The organism is Deferribacter autotrophicus, from assembly GCF_008362905.1.
Classification (GTDB): domain Bacteria; phylum Chrysiogenota; class Deferribacteres; order Deferribacterales; family Deferribacteraceae; genus Deferribacter; species Deferribacter autotrophicus.
Genome location: NZ_VFJB01000010.1, coordinates 102,519 through 121,823, shown reverse-complemented (window position 1 = coordinate 121,823; position 19,305 = coordinate 102,519). Strand labels below are relative to the sequence as shown.

13 protein-coding genes are annotated in these 19,305 nt (G+C 32.7%); 9 read left to right on the top strand and 4 right to left on the bottom strand.

The features are described 5' to 3' along the window. Positions 1–23: 23 nt before the first annotated feature. Genes FHQ18_RS12395 through FHQ18_RS12385 form a run of 3 tightly spaced genes read right to left on the bottom strand, consistent with a single transcriptional unit; the run spans position 24 to position 4,076 of the window. A complete protein-coding gene (locus FHQ18_RS12395; RefSeq protein WP_149267486.1) occupies positions 24–1,535 on the bottom strand; it encodes a DUF445 family protein in 1,512 nt (503 codons plus the stop codon). Next, positions 1,516–2,424: a Ppx/GppA phosphatase family protein gene (locus FHQ18_RS12390; protein ID WP_149267485.1), complete on the bottom strand. Its 909-nt coding sequence runs from the start codon at positions 2,422–2,424 to the stop codon at positions 1,516–1,518. The genes FHQ18_RS12395 and FHQ18_RS12390 overlap by 20 nt, the downstream gene beginning before the upstream one ends. Then, a complete protein-coding gene (locus FHQ18_RS12385) occupies positions 2,421–4,076 on the bottom strand; it encodes a Na/Pi cotransporter family protein (protein ID WP_149267484.1) in 1,656 nt (551 codons plus the stop codon). The genes FHQ18_RS12390 and FHQ18_RS12385 overlap by 4 nt, the downstream gene beginning before the upstream one ends. A gap of 157 nt (positions 4,077–4,233) precedes the next feature. Here FHQ18_RS12385 and FHQ18_RS12380 point away from each other — a divergent pair, with 157 nt between their 5' ends. The 9 genes from FHQ18_RS12380 (at position 4,234) to FHQ18_RS12340 (ending at position 17,441) form a co-directional block, all read left to right on the top strand. Further along, entirely contained in the window at positions 4,234–5,667 is a 1,434-nt protein-coding gene (locus tag FHQ18_RS12380; protein WP_149267483.1) for a thiolase family protein, read from the top strand. A gap of 204 nt (positions 5,668–5,871) precedes the next feature. After that, positions 5,872–6,309 (top strand): Hsp20/alpha crystallin family protein, encoded by a 438-nt coding sequence (locus FHQ18_RS12375; protein ID WP_149267482.1) that lies wholly within the window; start codon positions 5,872–5,874, stop codon positions 6,307–6,309. A gap of 54 nt (positions 6,310–6,363) precedes the next feature. Next, the gene (dnaJ, locus tag FHQ18_RS12370; RefSeq protein ID WP_149267481.1) at positions 6,364–7,479 is read left to right on the top strand and encodes a molecular chaperone DnaJ; all 1,116 of its coding nucleotides are present in this window, start codon (positions 6,364–6,366) and stop codon (positions 7,477–7,479) included. A gap of 11 nt (positions 7,480–7,490) precedes the next feature. Continuing rightward, complete coding sequence (locus FHQ18_RS12365; RefSeq protein WP_149267480.1) at positions 7,491–7,874, top strand: heat shock protein transcriptional repressor HspR; 384 nt, start codon at positions 7,491–7,493, stop codon at positions 7,872–7,874. Between the two features lie 168 nt (positions 7,875–8,042). Continuing rightward, a complete protein-coding gene (gene clpB / locus FHQ18_RS12360) occupies positions 8,043–10,646 on the top strand; it encodes an ATP-dependent chaperone ClpB (protein WP_149267479.1) in 2,604 nt (867 codons plus the stop codon). 134 nt (positions 10,647–10,780) lie between these two features. Then, complete coding sequence (locus FHQ18_RS12355) at positions 10,781–11,668, top strand: sigma-70 family RNA polymerase sigma factor (RefSeq protein ID WP_246798773.1); 888 nt, start codon at positions 10,781–10,783, stop codon at positions 11,666–11,668. 9 nt (positions 11,669–11,677) lie between these two features. Next, a complete protein-coding gene (locus FHQ18_RS12350; protein WP_149267477.1) occupies positions 11,678–11,974 on the top strand; it encodes a phasin family protein in 297 nt (98 codons plus the stop codon). 15 nt (positions 11,975–11,989) lie between these two features. Beyond that, positions 11,990–12,571, top strand: coding sequence for an NUDIX hydrolase (locus tag FHQ18_RS12345; RefSeq protein WP_149267476.1), 582 nt, complete (start codon positions 11,990–11,992; stop codon positions 12,569–12,571). 181 nt (positions 12,572–12,752) lie between these two features. After that, positions 12,753–17,441, top strand: a complete 4,689-nt coding sequence (locus FHQ18_RS12340; RefSeq protein ID WP_149267475.1) for an NAD-glutamate dehydrogenase domain-containing protein — start codon at positions 12,753–12,755, stop codon at positions 17,439–17,441. Between the two features lie 14 nt (positions 17,442–17,455). Here the strand turns inward: FHQ18_RS12340 and FHQ18_RS12335 are convergent, their stop codons facing one another. After that, complete coding sequence (locus FHQ18_RS12335) at positions 17,456–19,180, bottom strand: ABC-ATPase domain-containing protein (RefSeq protein ID WP_149267474.1); 1,725 nt, start codon at positions 19,178–19,180, stop codon at positions 17,456–17,458. Positions 19,181–19,305: the final 125 nt, after the last annotated feature.

Here is a 19,305-nt window from a genome sequence, read left to right as displayed (position 1 = left end):
AGGCGGCTTAGGCCGCCTTTTTTTTATGAAATAAGTAATAAGACTATCGATTGGATAAAACCGAAAATGAATCCTAAAACAAAACCTAAGATGTTGATCCACTTAAACTGATCTTTCATAAATGAGAAAATTAGATTTTCTAGCTTATAAAGGTCCAAAGAATTTATTTTTTCTTCAACAAGTTTGTCAATGTTTAGCGAATAGACGATTTTGTCGATGTTTGATTTTAAAATACTGTTGATACTGTTTATTATTGTAGTTTTTACATTTTCAAAAGTGGTTTCTGGTATTTTATCATACAGATTATCAATTTTAATACCTTGCAAGGTTTCTTGAAAACCTTTTATGATATAGTGTATTATATTTTCCACTGAATGATCTGTTCTGTTAAATATGTGGCTCAGATTTTCTATTTTAAATCCAAAAGAGTCTAGAACTCCTTTGAGAGTATATTCTGAATTTTGCTCAAAAAATACTTCTACTTTATCATGCACTTTGTTTTTTAAAGTATGAGAGAAAAAACTCTCTTTAAACCAATCGATGAACTTTGTGTAAGTGGCGTATAGGTTTTCTATACCTATTTTTTCAGCATGTTTGTAAATAGGTGTTGATAAAAACTGCTCTATCTTTTCTTCGATGATATTGTCAATTTTTTCTTTTATCTCTTTATCATTTTTGATTGAATATATTATTTTTGGCAACTCATTTGATACAAGTTCATTTATCGTATCTTCGTTGAGAAAAATATTCAAAACACCCAATTTTAACTGATCAAAAAAGCCTTCACCAAAATACTGATTTTTTATTTCAATAATTCTTTTAGCAATATTTTTTTTGATTTTTTCATCTTTCAAAAGGTTATCAATAAAGTTGAGAAATTTTTCCGAAAATTCTTTCCCTTTTTCTATAATGGTATCTTTTTGTTTTGTGGTGAGCAAATCTGATATACTTTTACCTGAAAGTATGAAGTTATTGATAAGTGAGATAAATTCATTGGCCAGGTAATCTTTAATTTTTTTGTTTTCAAACAAATTATTAATTGTATTAAGTAATAATGGTTTTAATGTATCTATATCTTTGATTTTTTTATTTGATAGGTTTTCGATTAAGCCGTTAATAAGGTTATTTAACAATTTGTTTATAGTTTCTTTTGTTTTTTCCGAGTGAAAAATCCTTTTTAAAAGTTTTTCAGTATCAAGGCCGAAACGGTCTATTATATCGGCTAATGTGCCAAAATCTTTTTTTAAGAAGTTTTTAATTTCATTGTTTACAGTGTGTTCTAAGACATATTGAAATCTTTCTGATTCAATGGCCTTTTGTAGTTCTTCTTCCGTGATTAATTCTTCACCTACAAGTTTACCTATTTCAGAGGCTAATTTTTTCCTATTTTTGGGAATAACGCCTTGCCAACCAAAAGAATACCATCTTTTTTTATAGGGTCTAAAGAGCATTTTTATGGCAAGATAGTTTGTAAAATAACCAACAAATCCTGTAAGAAGTGGGGTAGTGAAGAGGCTAATTAACTGTTGCTGCATGGATTACTATACCTTCCCTCAACCCAAAATCACTTACAATTAACTTTTCACAACCTGTAAGTTCCATTATTTTGAGTATTATAAGGGTGCCAGGGATAATAAGGTCTTCTCTGCCTTCTTCAAGCCCTTTGATTTCTTTTCTCTCTTTGGAGGTCATAGATCTTAATTTTTCGAAAATATTCAGAATCTCTTCTTTGGTTAACTCATAACCATGGACTTTTCTGTAATCATAATCTTCAAGCTCCAAATCGATTGCTGCTAAAGTGGTTGGAGTGCCGGCTGTTGCTATAAGAGTGTCGGCTTCTTTCAAGAAAGGGATCTCATTCAATTTATTTTCAATAATTGAATTTGTTTTTTCAATAACCTCATCTGTTATTATATCAAAGAAGTTTATCTCATCAGCAAGTTTTACTACACCGAGTTTAATACTTTTGTAATTTATTTTGTCGTCTTTATTGAGGATAAACTCTGTGGAACCTCCTCCTATATCAAAAATTAAAGGGTTTTTATTATCGATATCTAAAGATGACGTAACTCCCAAATAAATAAGTTTTGCTTCTTCGTTACCATCTATTATATCGACATTTAAGCCAATTTCATTGCAAAGCTTTATAAATTTGTTACCGTTTTTTGCTTCTCTTACAGCGCTTGTTGCTACTGCATAATATTTGTTTATAAAAAAATGGTCTATTGTCTCTTTGAATGTTTTTAATGCTAAAATAGTTCTTAAAATGGCTTGTTCATCCAGTTCGTTAGTATGGATAATACCTTCCCCAAGTCTTGTTATTTTTCTATCTTGGTAAATTATTCTGTCGATTTTGCTGTCTTTTATATCAGCAATAATAAGCCTAATAGTATTTGTGCCAATATCAATACCGGCTGCTCTCATTTAGTGATACCCATAATAACTTGTGCAATATTAAAAGCATGGTCTCCTGCTTTTTCCAGATTGTTTAAAATATCTACGTACATAATACCTGCTTTTACACTACATGCACCTTCGTTAAGTCTTTGCATATGGTTATTTTTAAATTCTTTTCTAAGCTGATCTATAAGGTTTTCATCTTCGGTATCAATCTGTTTTGGTAGATCACCACTGTTGTATTCTTCAAAAACGTAAGAACAGAATCTTATAACCACATCAAAGAGTTGATTAGCTTCATCCATTGCCTGTTTAGAAAATGTTATGTTTTGCTCAATGCATCTTTCCATAAATTTGCCGATATTTTCTGCGTGATCTGCAATTTTTTCAATATCATGTAAAACATGTAAGATGTTGTTTATAACCTGAGAATTTGCTTCACTGATCGGTTTTTGGAAAAGTTTTACAAGGAATTGTGAAATGTCCCTTTCCAACAAATCAACCTTTTCTTCCATTTTATAAATTTCATTAATTATTTTTAAATCTCGTTTATTAAAAGCTTCTTTGGAGAGCTTTAACATATCAAGGGCAATTTGGCTCATCCTTTCAGTTTCTTTACGAGCTTGAGCAACTGCGATAGGTGGAGTTTCTATTAATCTATCATCAATATAAACCAGTTTATAAGCTTCTTCGGCGTCATCCGATTTTATTAATTTATCGCATATTTTTGCAAGAATATGAAGAAAAGGTAGAAATATTATGGTATTGATAATATTGAACATTGTATGAATATTAGCCATATGTCTTGCTATGTATGGTTTAGAACCATCAGCAGCAATAAAGTCCGGATTTCCTGGAGTTATGATATCGATAAAATGAACAAAATATTTTAAGAAAATTAGCATGTATAAAACACCGAAAATATTAAAGAGCAAATGACCAAGAGCTGCTTTTTTTGCCGTAGAATTTGTACCAATAGCCGCAAGATTTGCAGTGATGGTGGTACCTATGTTTTCACCAAGAATCAATGATGCGGCTCCGTAAAAATCTATTAAACCGGTGGTGGCAAGGGCTATTGTAATACCTATAGTAGCTGAGCTACTTTGAACGATCATAGTAAGAAGAGCACCAGCCATTACACCTAATACAGGATTTTTAGAAAAAACAATAAAAGCGTTTTTAAACTGTTCCAATTCTCTTAATGGAACAAAGGCATGTTTCATTGTATCTAATCCTAAAAAGAGAAGGCCAAAACCTATCAAAATCTCACCTAAATATTGCCTTTTCTTTTTCTTTGAAAAAAGTCGCATGAATGCACCAATACCTATTGCAGGCAAGGCGAATTTGCTAATTTTAAAGGCGATCAGCTGGGCAGTGACGGTTGTTCCAATATTTGCACCGAGAACAATACTGAGTGCCTGCATAAGGTTCATCAGACCTGCATTTACAAATCCTACTACCATAACTGTGGTGGCAGAGCTACTCTGAATAATAGCTGTGACCACAAGCCCCACAAGTGTACCAATGACTCTGTTTGAAGTAAGCTTTTCCAGGATTTTTCTTAAACTGTTGCCAGCAGTTTTTTGGAGGCCTTCGGACATCATTTTCATACCAAACAAAAACATTCCGAGGCCACCTACTAAACCGGAGATTAATACTACTACATTAAGCTGATGCATTTTACCCCTCGAAGTAGAGTTTTTTAGACAATATGTTTACATACATACGGGAGTCTTTATAAGTTAAAATTGATAAATACTCAATAACTAATATGTAGAAATTTTTAACAATTTGATATATAAAGTTTTTAAGGTTTTTTGGTGGGGGAGTTGTCATATGTCAGTCTATATTTATAAAGCGGCATTAAGTCATTTTGGTAACTCTAAAAAAAATATCATAAATCTAATTAAAGAAGCTGTTTACAATTTGAATGTGGATGTAACAGATGTGGATGCCCTTTTTATAGGTCTTATGAATCCTGAAGAGTTTACAGGTGTAGGAAATATTGCTTCTTATATAACAGATAAACTCGGACTTTATAAAATACCTGCAGTAAGGATTGAGACAGCATCTTCCACAGGAGCTGCTGTTTTGTATTATGCGTACTCGGCTATAAAATCAGGTATTTATAAAAATGTACTTGTTATTGCTGCTGAAAAGATGACTGATATGCCTACATCTAAAGTTACAAAAATATTATCGGAAGTAATTCATCCCCTTGAAAGGAAAACAGGGGCTTCTATGCCTGCTCTTGCAGCTCTTGTGACAACCAGGTTTGCCTATGAAAATAAATTGAAAAAGGAAGATTTGAAAAAGCTGCTTTTTGCTGTGGCAGAGAAGAATCATTTTTACGGCAAATTTAATGTTTTTGCACATTTTAAAAAGGAGATTGATTTTGAAACATACAGTAACAGCAAAATGATTTCTTCTCCATTATGTCTATATGATTGTGCGCCGATAAGTGATGGGGCTGCTGTCATTTACCTTTCCAGTGAAAAGGGGGAAGTGGAAGTATTAGGTGTTGGTCAGGGAACAGATAGACAAGCACTTAGTGAGAGGAGTATAATTACTTCATTTGAATCTACAAAAGTTGCGGCAAATCAGGCTTTTAAAATGTCTGATATATCTCCTAAAGATATTGAATTTGCTGAGATTCATGATGCCTTTACTCCGTTTGAAATTACCGGACTTGTAGACATCGGATTGGTTCCAAGGGATAAGATATTAAAGTTTTATGATGAGAAACAGGGGTATCACAACGGATTATTGCCAGTCAATATTTCTGGAGGTTTAAAATCGAGAGGGCATCCGGTGGGTGCTTCAGGATTAGCACAAGTAGTAGAAGTTTTTAGGATAATGATGGGTGATTATTCTGATGAAATAACCCCATCTAGATGTGATGTGGCATTGACTCAAAGTATAGGAGGAATTGCCACTAATAACTTTGTAATAATCTTGAAAAGAAGAAGTAAAACTGTAAAATCTCAATACAATTTGTCAAAAAATAATCGGGTTAAAAAAGAAAGGTTAAGTAAGACACCTAGAATTCACTCATTTACAAGATTGTACGTAACTCCAGAAGGTGTTGAAGCACCATTAGATCTTATTATGGTAAAGAGAAAGCAGAAAAAGTTTTTGGCAAGATACGTGGACAAAAAATCCCCTAAGATTGGGATGAGTCTTGATGTTTTTAAGGGGGATGATGGAATACTTTATGCTAAAGCAAAACAGAAAGGTTTTGGTATACTGAAAAAATTCAGAAAGAGATAGCTTAGTAACTGCCTCCAATTTGCTATTAAATCCCTAAAATTTTTATGAAAGAGCTTGATATTGTTTTAAGTTATAATTTTTAACCTATTGATAATTAAGGTATAGAATAATTTTTAAAAAATGTGAGTGAAATTTAATAAAAGGACTTGACATAAATCGACTCAAATATATTTTAATAATCGACTAAAATAAAAGGAGGTTGAAATGGCAATAGTTAGATGGGATCCATTAAAAGATTTGATGACTATCCAGGAAAGAATTAACAGATTATTTGACGACACTTTGTCCTCTAGGAAAGGTGGGATTCAAAATGACTGGATACCTCCCGTTGATGTGTTGGAGACAGATAAAGAAGTTTTATTGATAGTGGAGGTTCCTGGTTTAAAAGAAGGTGATATAGATATTCAGATATCTGACAACATCCTCACAATTAAAGGGGAAAGAAAACTACCTGATGTTAATAAAGAAAGTTATTACAGGCTTGAAAGACCATATGGTAAATTTTCCAGATCTTTTCAATTACCAGAAAATATTGATGTGAATAAGGTTAAAGCCAATTTGAAAGACGGTATTTTAAAAATTATACTTGAGAAGATTGAAAAATCAAAACCAAAGGTAATTGAGGTGGTAAAAGAAGATTAATGGGGCAGATTTATGCCCCTCTTTGATTAAAATATCGAATTAAGAGGGAATGATATGGCAGAGACATATTATGATATATTGGGCGTAAGCAGGAACGCAACTCAGGAAGAGATTAAAAAAGCATACAGAAAACTGGCCAGAAAATACCATCCGGATTTGAACCCTGGGAATAAAGAGGCTGAAGAAAAGTTTAAGAAAATATCCGAGGCTTATGCAGTATTATCAGATCCTGAAAAAAGAAAACAGTATGATACGTTGGGTCATGATGCGTTTACATCAAGTGGACAGGGTTATGACTTCTCAAATATGAATTTTGAAAACTTTAGAACAACTTTTGAAGATTTTGATATTTTCAAAGATATATTTGAAGATCTTTTTGGTAGAGCTTCAACCAATGGTAAAAGAAGAACTACCTCTTCTTACGCTCAAAAAGGGGAGGATTTGTATTATACAGTTCAAATACCTTTTAGAGATGTTATTTTTGGTAATACAATAGAACTATCTGTCAACAGGTTGAAAAATTGTGATGTGTGCAAAGGAAAAGGTGGAGAGAGGTCTGTTTGTGGAGTGTGTGGTGGTAAAGGGACTGTAAGGCAAGGTTCTGGATTTTTCTCAATATCTACAACGTGTCCTCAGTGTAAAGGTGAAGGAGAGATAGTTTACAAACCTTGTGAAAAGTGCGGTGGTAAAGGTAGATTTTACGTAAGTGAGCGTATTAAGGTTAAGATTCCTGCGGGTGTGGATAACAACTCAAAGATTAGAGTACCAGGAAAAGGTAATGATGGCATAAATGGTGGCCCAAGTGGAGACCTTTATATTGTCACTAAGGTTATCCCACATGAGGTATATAAACGTGAAGGGGATAACCTGTATGTAAACGTTGATATTGATATGTTTGAAGCTGCTTTGGGTGAGAAAATTACAGTGCCAACACCATACGGTGCTGTTAATATAAATATCCCAGCAGGTACACAGCCTGGGCAAAAATTTAGGATAAGAGGAAAAGGAGTGCCTCACTTAAAAGGTGGGGGAAATGGTGATCTTTATATTGTGATAAATGTTAAAATCCCTGCTGTGGCGATTGAATCTGATAGAAATGTACTGAAAGAGATGAAAAAGCGGTATCATATAACTGATAGAGAGAAATTGCTTGCAAAGGGTAGATTATAAAGAGGTGGATTATGAGGAAGAAACCTTTGTATGTAATAAGCATTGTGTCGGAAATGTTAAATATTCACCCTCAAACTTTAAGACAGTATGAGAGATTGGGATTTGTCAAACCTACAAGGACGGAGGGTAATACAAGGCTTTACTCTGATGAAGATATTGAAAGGTTAAAGTTTATAATAACTTTGACTAAAGATTTAGGGGTAAATCTGGCAGGGGTTGAAGTAATTTTGAATATGCGAAAGCAGATAGAAGAGTTGCAATCTCAGATGAATTTCTTGCTTAATTTTATAAAAAGCAGGCTTGGTGAAGAGTTTGAAAAAAGTATGAAAGAGGGGGCCATTGTTCCCTCAAATCAAACGAATATTATTAAAGTGAAAATAGAGAAAGAAGAGTGAAGTATGAATTATATGTAATTTTAGAAGGGAGCATCTAACACATTGGGTGCTCATTTTTTCGCAATGACGCAAAAAATTGTCATTGCGATCCGCCTCAACCGCTCATGAACGGGCAAAGGCGGAAAAACATAATAGTTTGAAATAAAATTTATAAATTAGGAGGTAACTATGATAAATTGGAACAAACTTACAATAAAAGCAAGTGATGCATTGCAAAATGCAATAAAGCTTGTAGAAGATAAACAACAACAACAGCTGTTGCCGGATCATATCTTATATGCATTGATCACTCAGGAAGATGGATTAATAGTTCCTTTACTGCAAAAAATCGGTGTTAATGTGGCTGCACTGAAAGAGGAAGTGGAAAAAGCTATTGATGGCTTGCCCAAAGTTAGTGGTTCTGAACAGGTTTATATGTCATCAGATGCAAAGAAGGCAATCGATTTTGCATTTGAAGTGATAAAGGAGTTTAAGGACGAGTATGTTTCCACAGAGCATTTGCTTTTGGGTGTAATAGAGAATGCTGGGTATGGTCTTAGACAGATAATAACAAAATATGGCCTTGATAGAAAAGTTGTAGAAAAAGCAATTAAGGAGATTAGAGGTTCTAGTAGAGTAACTGACCAGAATCCAGAAGAGAAGATGAACGTTTTGGAAAAATATACAATAGATCTGACTGAAGCGGCAAGAAATGGAAAATTAGATCCCGTAATTGGTAGAGATGAAGAAATTAGAAGGGTTATACATGTTCTTTCAAGAAGGACCAAGAACAACCCTGTATTGATAGGTGAGCCTGGGGTTGGTAAAACTGCCATTGTAGAAGGTTTAGCACAAAGAATTGCAAATGGTGATGTGCCTGATTCTTTGAAGAATAAAAAAGTTCTTGCCCTTGATATGGGGGCATTGATAGCAGGGACAAAGTTTCGTGGAGAATTTGAAGAAAGGTTAAAAGCTATTTTAAAAGAGATAAGGGAAAGTGAAGGTGAAATAATTCTATTTATCGATGAACTTCATACTCTGGTTGGTGCCGGTGCTGCTGAAGGGGCGATGGATGCAGCGAACATTTTAAAGCCAGCACTTGCAAGAGGAGAGTTGCATTGTATAGGAGCCACAACTTTAGACGAGTATAAAAAATATATAGAAAAAGATGCAGCTCTTGAAAGAAGGTTTCAACCTGTGTTTGTTGATGAACCTTCAGTGGAAGATACCATTTCCATATTACGAGGATTGAAGGAAAGGTATGAAGTGCATCATGGGGTTAAGATTAAAGACTCAGCTATTGTTGCTGCTGCGTATCTTGCAAATAAATATATTAGTGATAGACAGATGCCTGACAAAGCAATTGACCTGATTGATGAGGCTGCAGCAAAATTGAGAATGGAGATTGATAGTCTGCCAAGTGAATTGGATGAACTTGAAAGGAAATTGAGACAGCTTGAGATAGAAAGACAGGCATTAAGACGAGAAAAAGATGAGGCAAGTAAAACAAGATTGCAGAAGCTTGAAGAGGAGATTAGTAATTTGCAGGAAAAGATACATGAATTGAGAACACATTGGCAAAATGAAAAGAACCTGATTATGGAATCAAGGAAAATTAAAGAAGAGATTGAGCAAGCGAAAATAGAGATGCAGAGAGCAGAAAGGGAAGGTAATCTTGAGCTTGCGTCTCAGATTAAATATGGCAAATTAATCGAATTGCAGCAAAAACTTGAAGAAGTAAATAATAAATTGAAAGAGGTTCAAAAGAATAAAAAGATGCTTAAAGAAGAAGTAGATGAAGAAGATATTGCTGCTATTGTATCAAAATGGACCGGTATTCCTGTGAATAAATTGCTGGAGGAAGAAGCTGATAAACTTATCAAAATGGAAGAGTATCTCCACAAGCGTGTTATAGGTCAAGATAGAGCAATTAAAGCGGTAAGTGAAGCGATTAGAAGAAGTCGTGCAGGACTTAATGATCCTAATAGACCTATAGGCTCATTTATTTTCTTAGGGCCTACAGGTGTTGGTAAGACTGAGCTTGCAAAAGCTTTGGCTGAGTTTCTCTTTGATTCGGAAGATGCGATGATAAGGATTGATATGAGTGAATATATGGAAAAGCATGCTGTGGCAAAATTGATAGGTGCTCCTCCAGGATATGTGGGATATGAAGAAGGTGGTCAGCTTACAGAAAGAGTAAGGAGAAGACCTTATAGTGTAATATTGCTTGATGAAATTGAAAAGGCTCATCCAGACGTGTTTAACCTGTTGCTTCAGATTTTAGATGACGGACGATTAACAGATTCTAAAGGTAGGACAGTTAATTTTAGAAATACAGTAATCATAATGACTTCTAATATTGGTAGCAGTTTGATACAGGAAGAGTTTCAAAAAGGTGGTAATTGGGAAGAAAATTATGAAAGAATTCAGTCGCTTGTGTTTCAACAGTTGAACAATTACTTTAAACCTGAGTTTCTTAACAGAGTAGATGATATAATAGTGTTCCATCCATTGGGTGATGAACACTTGAGAGAGGTTGCTAGACTCTTGTTGAATAATTTTGCTAGGAGATTGAAAGAGAATAATATTGAAATTGAATTTGATGAGAGTGCGGTAGATATGGTGGTTAAAGCTGGATATGATCCAAAATTTGGTGCGAGACCAATGAAGAGGGCTATCCAGAGGTTGATAGAAAACAAGATTGCTGAAGAAATAATTAAAGGAAATATTAAATCTGGAGATAAGGTTAAGATTAAGTTTCAGAATGAAGAATTGGTAATTGAGAAAAATTAAAATTTAAAGGGGGAGTTTCCCCCTTTTTTTATTTTTAATTTCTGATTATGCAAAAGATAAAATTTATGTTATAATAATTGAACAAGTGGAGAGGATATATATCATATTAATCAAGGGATAATATGGAAGGGGTTATGGAGAAAGCTGATATAGAAAAAAAAGAAGAAGAATTTTTAGAGATACCTTTGATTGATGATATTTCTGAAGATGGACTAAAGAATTATCTTAACAGGATTTCTCAGTTTAAACCTCTAAGTAAAGAAGAAGAATATGAGCTTGGTAAAAAAATTCAGCAAGGTGATATGAAAGCACTGGAGAAGCTTGTTTTATCAAATCTCAAATTTGTAGTTTCCATTGCTAACAGGTATAAAAATACAGGTTTGCCACTTGCTGATATAATAAATCAGGGTAATCTTGGATTACTTGAAGCAGCAAAACGTTTTGATCCTGAACGAGGTGTAAAATTTATCTCTTATGCTGTTTGGTGGATAAGACAAGCTATCATTCAGGCTTTGGCCGAGCAGTCGGGAACTGTAAAACTTCCTTTAAAACAGGCAAGCATCCTTTATAAAATCAATGAAGCCATTGAAACTTTAAGTAAAGAGCTTGGGCGTGAGCCTACACCTGATGAAATTGCCCTTTATTTGAATATGGATGAGAAGGATGTGGAAAATGTTTTGAGAGTCTCAAGAAACTATCTTTCCCTTGAAGCTCCGATAAAGGAGGGTGAGGATAAATCTTTTATCGACTTACTAGAATCTGGCGGGAAAAGTGTTGAAGAAGAGATTTTCTTAAATACACTGAAAAACAATATAGAAGAGATAGTTTCGGAATTAAATGATAGAGAAGCACAGATTATTAAATGGAGATTTGGACTTGATGGTGGGGCTCCAAAAACCCTTGAGGAGATAGGAGAAATTCTGAATATTAGTAGGGAGAGGGTTCGTCAGATAGAGGCAAGAGCATTAGGAAAGTTGCGTAAAAAAGCTTTAAAAAGAAAATTAAACGATTTCTTGAATTAGGAGGGAATAATGAATGAACTGGCAAAGAAGCTGATTTTTGCAGGTATAGGTCTTGCAAGTCTCACAGAAGAGAAAGCGAAAGAGTTTTATGAATCACTTATAAAAAAAGGAGAAGATTCTGCTAAAGATTATAAGCTTGTGAAGGATATTATCGAAGGGCTTGAAAGTAATACAAAAGAACTTGAAGACTTTATGGAAAAAATGATAAAAACTGTATTAGATAAAATGAATTTGGTAAGCAAAGATGATTTGAAAAAATTGGAAGCAAAGTTAGCTGAATTAGAAGCTAAAATAGAATCTTTGTAAGAGGAGAAATAAAGTCTGACAAGTAATGAACTTGATTGTATTTCATATGTACTAAAAGGATATCTTAGAGAGAAAAAAAAGCCTGTAGGCAAGACTGCTGCTGTTCTTGTTCCTCTAATATATGAAGAAAATATTTTAAAAATCATTTTTACCAAAAGACATAAACGATTGAATAATCATAGTGGTGAAGTATCTTTTCCTGGTGGCAGCTGTGAAAACTCTGATGATACCTTAAGAATTACGGCATTACGTGAGACCTCAGAGGAAATAGGTATACCTCCCGAGTATATAAAAATCCTTGGAAAACTTGATGATGAATATTCCATAACAGGGTATAAAGTGACACCCTATGTGGGGTTTATTGTAAAAAATTTGAATGATATATCTTTTAATTGTGATGATATAGAAGTGGAGAGGGTTTTTGCTGTTCCTGTTAGATATTTTTTTGATGAATCAGTGTTTTGGACTGAAAATTGGGTGAAAGATGGAGAGAAGAGAATAGTTTATTTTTATAAGTTTGAAGATTTGATTATCTGGGGGCTAACTGGGAGAATTGTTTTTAAGTTTTTAAATATCATTAAAAAATGTTTAATCTAATTGAAAGTAAGAAGTTTCTTAACAAATGTGTAATAAAAAAAACTAAAACAGTGTATAAAAATTATAATTTACAAATTTAGTAGGGCAAAAAATAATTTTTTAATTATTTGTGAAAATACTTGTATTATTAAAAAAGTTATAATATTTATAACCAGATAAAATAAACCTTTAGGAGTGGGTCATGCTCAACATCTCATGTTTAACAGGCAAAGAAATCTTAAAAGATTTTAAGCAAGAGGAGAATTTTAAGAAGTTTTTAAAATTGATAACAAAGGAATACGGTGAAAGTAGTCCAAAATTTAGTTTTGCAAAGCTTATTTTTTCTCATTTACCTCAAAATTTAATTGAAATCTTGAGTGATAATGATTTGTTAAGTTTTTTAAACTATCTTTACGATGTGCTAAATAACAGAAAAAGAAAAAAATATTATATGGATAAAATACATGCTTTAGAATCAAAGTTTTTTATAGGTAATTTTTCCATTCTTTCTGTCGTAACAGATGATAGACCTTTTATAGTGGATAGCATAAGAGAGTATTTTTATGAGATAAAATACAATCAGCAGTTTTTATTGCACCCCATTTTTAATGTAAAAAGAGATAAGAGGGGGAATATTGTTGAGATAGGTGATCCTGATCTTGGTTTTAACAATGAATCTTTTGTAATTATATTTCTAGAAGAGATTGATGAAGAAAAGCTCCATGAGATTTCAAGTGAAATAGAACAAATTTATGATGAAATTATACTTGCCGTAGATGATTATCCAAAAATGAAAACCGTTTTATCCAATTTATCTGAGGATTATAGAAACAAGAATCCTGAGGTGGCAGATTTTATAGATTGGCTTATTGATGGGGCTTTTATACTGCAGGGAATAAGAATTTTAGATGTTACGGATCTTCAAAAAGGAGAGTTTAAAGCTGATCAACTAGGAGTGTATAAGCTTAATAGGACTACAAATATTATCCCAAAGCTTGTGGATGCAATAAGAGAAAAAAGATTAAAGTTTGTGGAAGGGTATCCAGTAATTATAGATAAAGCATTATATAAATCGAAAATTAAAAAAAGAAAAAATTATGATCGTATAATGTTTGTGGAATATGATAATGGGAAGTGTAGAGCTGTAACAATCTTAGGAGTTTTTGGTAAAATTGGTATTGCCACTCCTCCTCATAAAATTTCTCTTTTGAGAAAGAAGATTGATAACCTGTTTAATTATTTTAAATTTGTTAAAGGCTCACATGATTTTAAGTGGGTGCAAGATACATTAAATAATTATCCGAAAACAGAAATATTTAATCTGGATAAAGATTCATTGGTTGAGGTTATTAGACTCTTACTAACAATCCAGGGGAAAAATCAGATAAGGATTTACACAAAACATTTTCTACCCAGTAAGCATCTTTATGCTCTTATTGTATTTCCATCTGACCGTTATTCTACAGAAGTGGTTAACAGTATAAGCGAAAAAGTAGCTGAATATTATGGTGGTAAAACTTTGGATATCTCTGTAAGGCATGATGAGCATGGTTATGTATTTTTACACCTTCATGTACTTGCAAAAGAGGTAAAAGTAATAGAACAAAAAGATGAAACAGGTCTTAAAGATATTGTGATAAATGAAATCAAGGATTGGAATGATTTACTTCATGATGTGTTATCATATAAATATACAGGACGTATTGCTGATGATCTTTATAATATTTTTGCTAATAATTTGAGTGAAAGTTATAAGTCTAAAACCCCGCCGTCAGAAGCAGCAGTAGATGTGAAAATTTTATATGATTTGAAAGATATTTATGCAAGACTCTCTACTTACAATAATAAAGTGTATTTAAAAATTTATTCTAAAGCAAGGATACTACTTACTGATATCATGCCTGTAATTGATAATATGGGATTGAAAGTTATTGAAGATGAAATTTATGAAGTAAAAACAGGTAAAGATTCTCTATACTTAAGCAGTATTTTACTGGATGATGTAGGTGAATGTGAAAAGTTTGTAAACACTTTTGGTAAAATATTACCTGAAATGGTGGTAGCAGTTGTTAAAGAAAAGTGTGAAAATGATAAGTTAAACAGTTTATTGCTAAAGGAGCAACTCAATTACAGAGAAGTGGAAATTTTAAGAACTTTGAGAAATTATATTGCGCAGGTAGATACTGGATTGGGCAGGGCTACAATAAGTCAGACATTGCTCAAATATCCTGATATTACAAAGAAAATAGTAAAATTGTTTGAAGAAAAATTTAATATTTCAAAAGAGGTTAAGGCTTACGAAGAAATAAAAAGAGATGTTTGGGAAAACCTTGATAAGGTTCAGACACTTGTGGAAGACTCAGTTTTTAGAAAAATTTTAAAACTTATTGATGCTATTGTAAGAACGAATTTTTATAAAGTGCCAGAAAGAAATTATATCTCAATAAAAATTTCAAGTAGAAATCTGGATTTTATCCCTGATCCAAAACCACTGTATGAAATATATGTCCATAGCCCTCAGATGGAAGGGGTTCACTTGAGAGGCGGAAAAGTTGCAAGGGGTGGATTGAGGTTTAGTGATAGACCTGATGACTTTAGGACAGAGATACTTGGGCTTATGAAAACACAGATGGTGAAGAATGCGGTAATTGTTCCTGTGGGTTCTAAAGGCGGATTTATTGTAAAAAAACGTTTCTCTGATAAACAGAAAGATCTGCAGCATGTAATAGATCAGTACAAAACATTTATTAGAGGGCTTCTTGATATTACTGATAATTATCATGGCAGAAAGATTGTTCATCCAGACAATGTGGTTGTCTATGATGAAAAGGATCCATATCTTGTAGTTGCTGCTGATAAAGGGACTGCCACATTTAGTGATATTGCAAATGAAATTTCCATGGAATACGGTTTTTGGCTAGGTGATGCTTTTGCTTCAGGTGGTAAAACAGGTTATGACCATAAAAAGATTGGTATTACTGCTAAAGGGGCATGGGAATGTGTTAAAAGGCATTTCAGAGAGCTTGGAAAAGATATTCAAAAAGAGGAATTTACTGCGGTTGGTATTGGAGATATGTCAGGTGATGTCTTTGGAAATGGTATGCTTTTGTCTGGGAAGACGAGACTACTTGCAGCTTTTAACCATATGCATATCTTTGTGGATCCAAATCCAGATGCAGATGTAAGTTATATTGAAAGAATGAGACTTTTTAAATTGCCAAGATCTACCTGGAAAGATTATAGCGACAAGGTAATTTCAGAAGGTGGTGGTGTTTTTGACAGGTCTGCAAAAAGTATCAAGTTGACCAAGCAGATGAAAGAGTTATTCAAAACTACAAAAGATGAAGTGTCAGGTGAAGAGCTAATCAGAATGATATTGCAGCTTGATGCTGAGCTTTTATGGAATGGTGGAATTGGAACATATGTAAAGGATTCATCAGAAACTAATGCTGATGTAGGTGATCATGCTAATGATAACGTAAGGATTAATGCAGAAGATTTGAAGGTTAAGGTAGTTGGTGAAGGTGGTAATCTTGGTTTAACTCAAAAAGCACGTATAAAGTATGCGCTTTTAGGCGGTAAGATAAATACTGATGCTTTGGATAACTCCGGTGGTGTAGATATTTCTGACCACGAGGTTAACCTTAAGATTATACTTGACCAGTTTATTAAGAAAAAACTTGTGAAAGATATAAAAGAGAGAAATAAACTTATTTTAGACTTAACCAAAGAGGTTGAAAAGCTTGTTTTAAAAGATAATTATATGCAATCTCTTGCTGTAAGTTGTGATTTGATAAGATCTAAGACAAATCAGATTCTTTTTGAAGAGACTGCTAAGTTTTTAAAAGAAGTGGGGTTACTTGATTTTAAACTTGAAAATATAAGCTTCATAAAAGAAAAAAGGAATGTGACAAGACCCGAGCTTGCTGTTCTTCTTTCTTATGTGAAAATCTTTTTATATAACGAAATAGAGAAAAATATTGATATGAATGATCCTTTAGTTAGAAAGAATTATATGAGTTATTATCCAGATTATATGAAGAAAAGATTTGGAGAACACTTGTTTGAACACAAACTAGCAAAGGAGATTGCAGCTACGGTTATTGTTAACAAAGTGGTGAACCAGACCGGGATAACATTTTTTATAGAATTATTTAAAAATACTAATCAGGATTTTTCAACTTTGATTAGTAATTATATGTTTATAGAAGAATTATTGGACATAAATAATGTTAGAGAAAGAATTTTTGCTCTGGATAATAAAGCAACTGCGGAAGCTCAATACAATGCTTTAATTGAACTGGAAAAAACATTAAAAGTGGGAGTACAATGGCTTATTAATAAGGATAATTTTAAAGCGCTTATAGATAATAAAGAATTATTTTTGAAAATTATGGAAAGAATACCTGCAAAAGTTACAGGCAAAGTAAAAGATATGATGAAGCAGTTTGGAGATTCTTTAAAGGATGGTGGAATTCCAGGTGGTTTAGCGAAGCAGATAGCTGGAATAAAATATTCTAAGCCTGCTTTTGATATATTTGAATTAATTGTAAGCAAGGGTTATGATATAGATGTTGCAATTAACAGCTATTTCAAAGTGGGTGAAACTTTTAAATTCTTAGAAATTAAAAATGCTATTAAAGAGATTGTCATTACAAGTGAGTGGGATAGAATTAATAGAGAAAATCTACTTAATCGCTTAAAATTACTTCAAAAATTACTTACTGAAAAAAGTTGTATGGATAAATTTTATATCAAGTCACTACATACAAAAGAAGAAACATTCTTTGAAAATTACAAGAATTTCCTTGATGATATTATGGAGAACAAGGTTACAACCCTTGTACCGTTTAATGTTATTTTGGAAATGTTTTATAATTTACTACATTAACAATAAGGGGGCCGTTAGCCCCCTTTTTTGATTTTTAAGGTTCTCAATCTGTTTAATGCGGAAATAATTTCGTAAACTCTGGGTTTTACTAACCTATTATTCTTATTTTCAAGGTGTTTAAAGCCATAAGAAGCAAGTTCTTTTTTAAGTCTTGAGGTTATTTCTTCAATGGTTAGGCCTGTGAAATTATTTGCAATGTAGTTGATGTAATAGCCGATAGTTTCAGCCTGCAACTCTTCTGCAATTTGTTCAATCATTTTTAAATCAATTTCTTCTCTGCAAATATAAAGACGATCTTTTTTTAATGTTTTTATTTTCAATCGTTTGCTTTTATAAATAAAGTTAAAGGTAGAGGATTGGACTGTTCTTTGGAAGGTGACATCAAAATGGGGTGAGGATTCATTTAATCTTTTACTATCAAATTGCTTTATAATTTCTTTTGCTTTCTCTGTGAAATCGTAAGGTGTATAATTTTTCATGAGAATTACAGTATCCGCCACATCTAAATAATCGCCATTTCCGCCAGTGACAAGGATAGTGGAAATGTTGTATTCATTTTTTAATTGTTTTACTCTGTCAATGAATGGTGTTATGGGTTCGATTTCTTTTGGAATAAGTTTTTGCATTTTGTAATCTCTTATCATAAAGTTGGTGGCTGATGTATCTTCATCTATGAGAAAAACTTCACCACCCATTTCAATAGCTTCTATGATGTTTGCTGCTTGGGATGTGCTGCCACTTGCATTTAGTGTGGAAAATTCCTTTGTATTGTTTTTATCAGGTAAGTTGTTAATAAAAGGGGTTATGTCTGTTTTTTCAACAAATCTTCCATCTTCTGCTCTGATTTTCATTGTTGACTCTTTTACTACAACATATTCTCTACCGTCGCCAGGAATATGTGGATAAACAGCATGACTTAAAGCATTTAACAAGGTTGATTTACCATGATATCCACCACCAACGATTACTGTAATCCCTTTTTTTATCCCCATACCTGTGATTTCATTTTTTTCTATATTATCTTCAATAATGGGATGAAGTAGTTTTACTTTAATCTCTAAAGTATTAGGGGATTGAAATTTCAAAGCATTTTTTTTGGGTTTATCACTGATTGAAGATTCTCTTGGAAGTATGGAGCCGTTTTTTATAAATGCAATTAGACCGAGTTTATCAAGCTGATTTCTTATATAAAAAAAGTTTTCGTATGTTTTTACATGTAAATAACATGCTTCTTTATTTAGGTTTTTCCATAGGATTGTCTCTATAAATGATGGTGTGATTTTATTGAATATTTTAGCACATTCATCTGATAGGATGGAGCGACCAGATGCAGGAAGCCCAATGTTGAACAAAAATTTGAGTTGGTTATCTGTGAATTTCAAACTAGAACGCTCAATAATTTTTTGTCCACCTGAGTTTACAAAAATCACGCCACTTTTGCCTGATCCTTTAATAAAACCTCTAAATTTGTCAGCTGTTGTTTTTAGTATTCTCAAAAGATAATCCTGAAATGCAATTTTTCTATGGTCATTTTCAAAGAAGAAAGATGGATACCCTAGAAAATCTAAATTTATAGTTAGCTCCAACAGAGATGGAGAGGCAAATGGATCTTTTTGAATTTTGAGAAAATGTAGAGAGTAATTATCTGATATTAGTGGGTAATTTTTTAACATCTGGTAATTTAAATAGCCTTTATGATTAATACGTTTTAAAAATTTTATTAAATCTGATGTGATCATTTCATCCCCCTAGTAATTTTAATGATATATTTTTGTAAAGTCATATAAAAGTCAATTTTTAAATCTGCCTAAATCTTTATACTTTATAAGATACATCCATCATTAAACATTTTCAGATCCTTTGT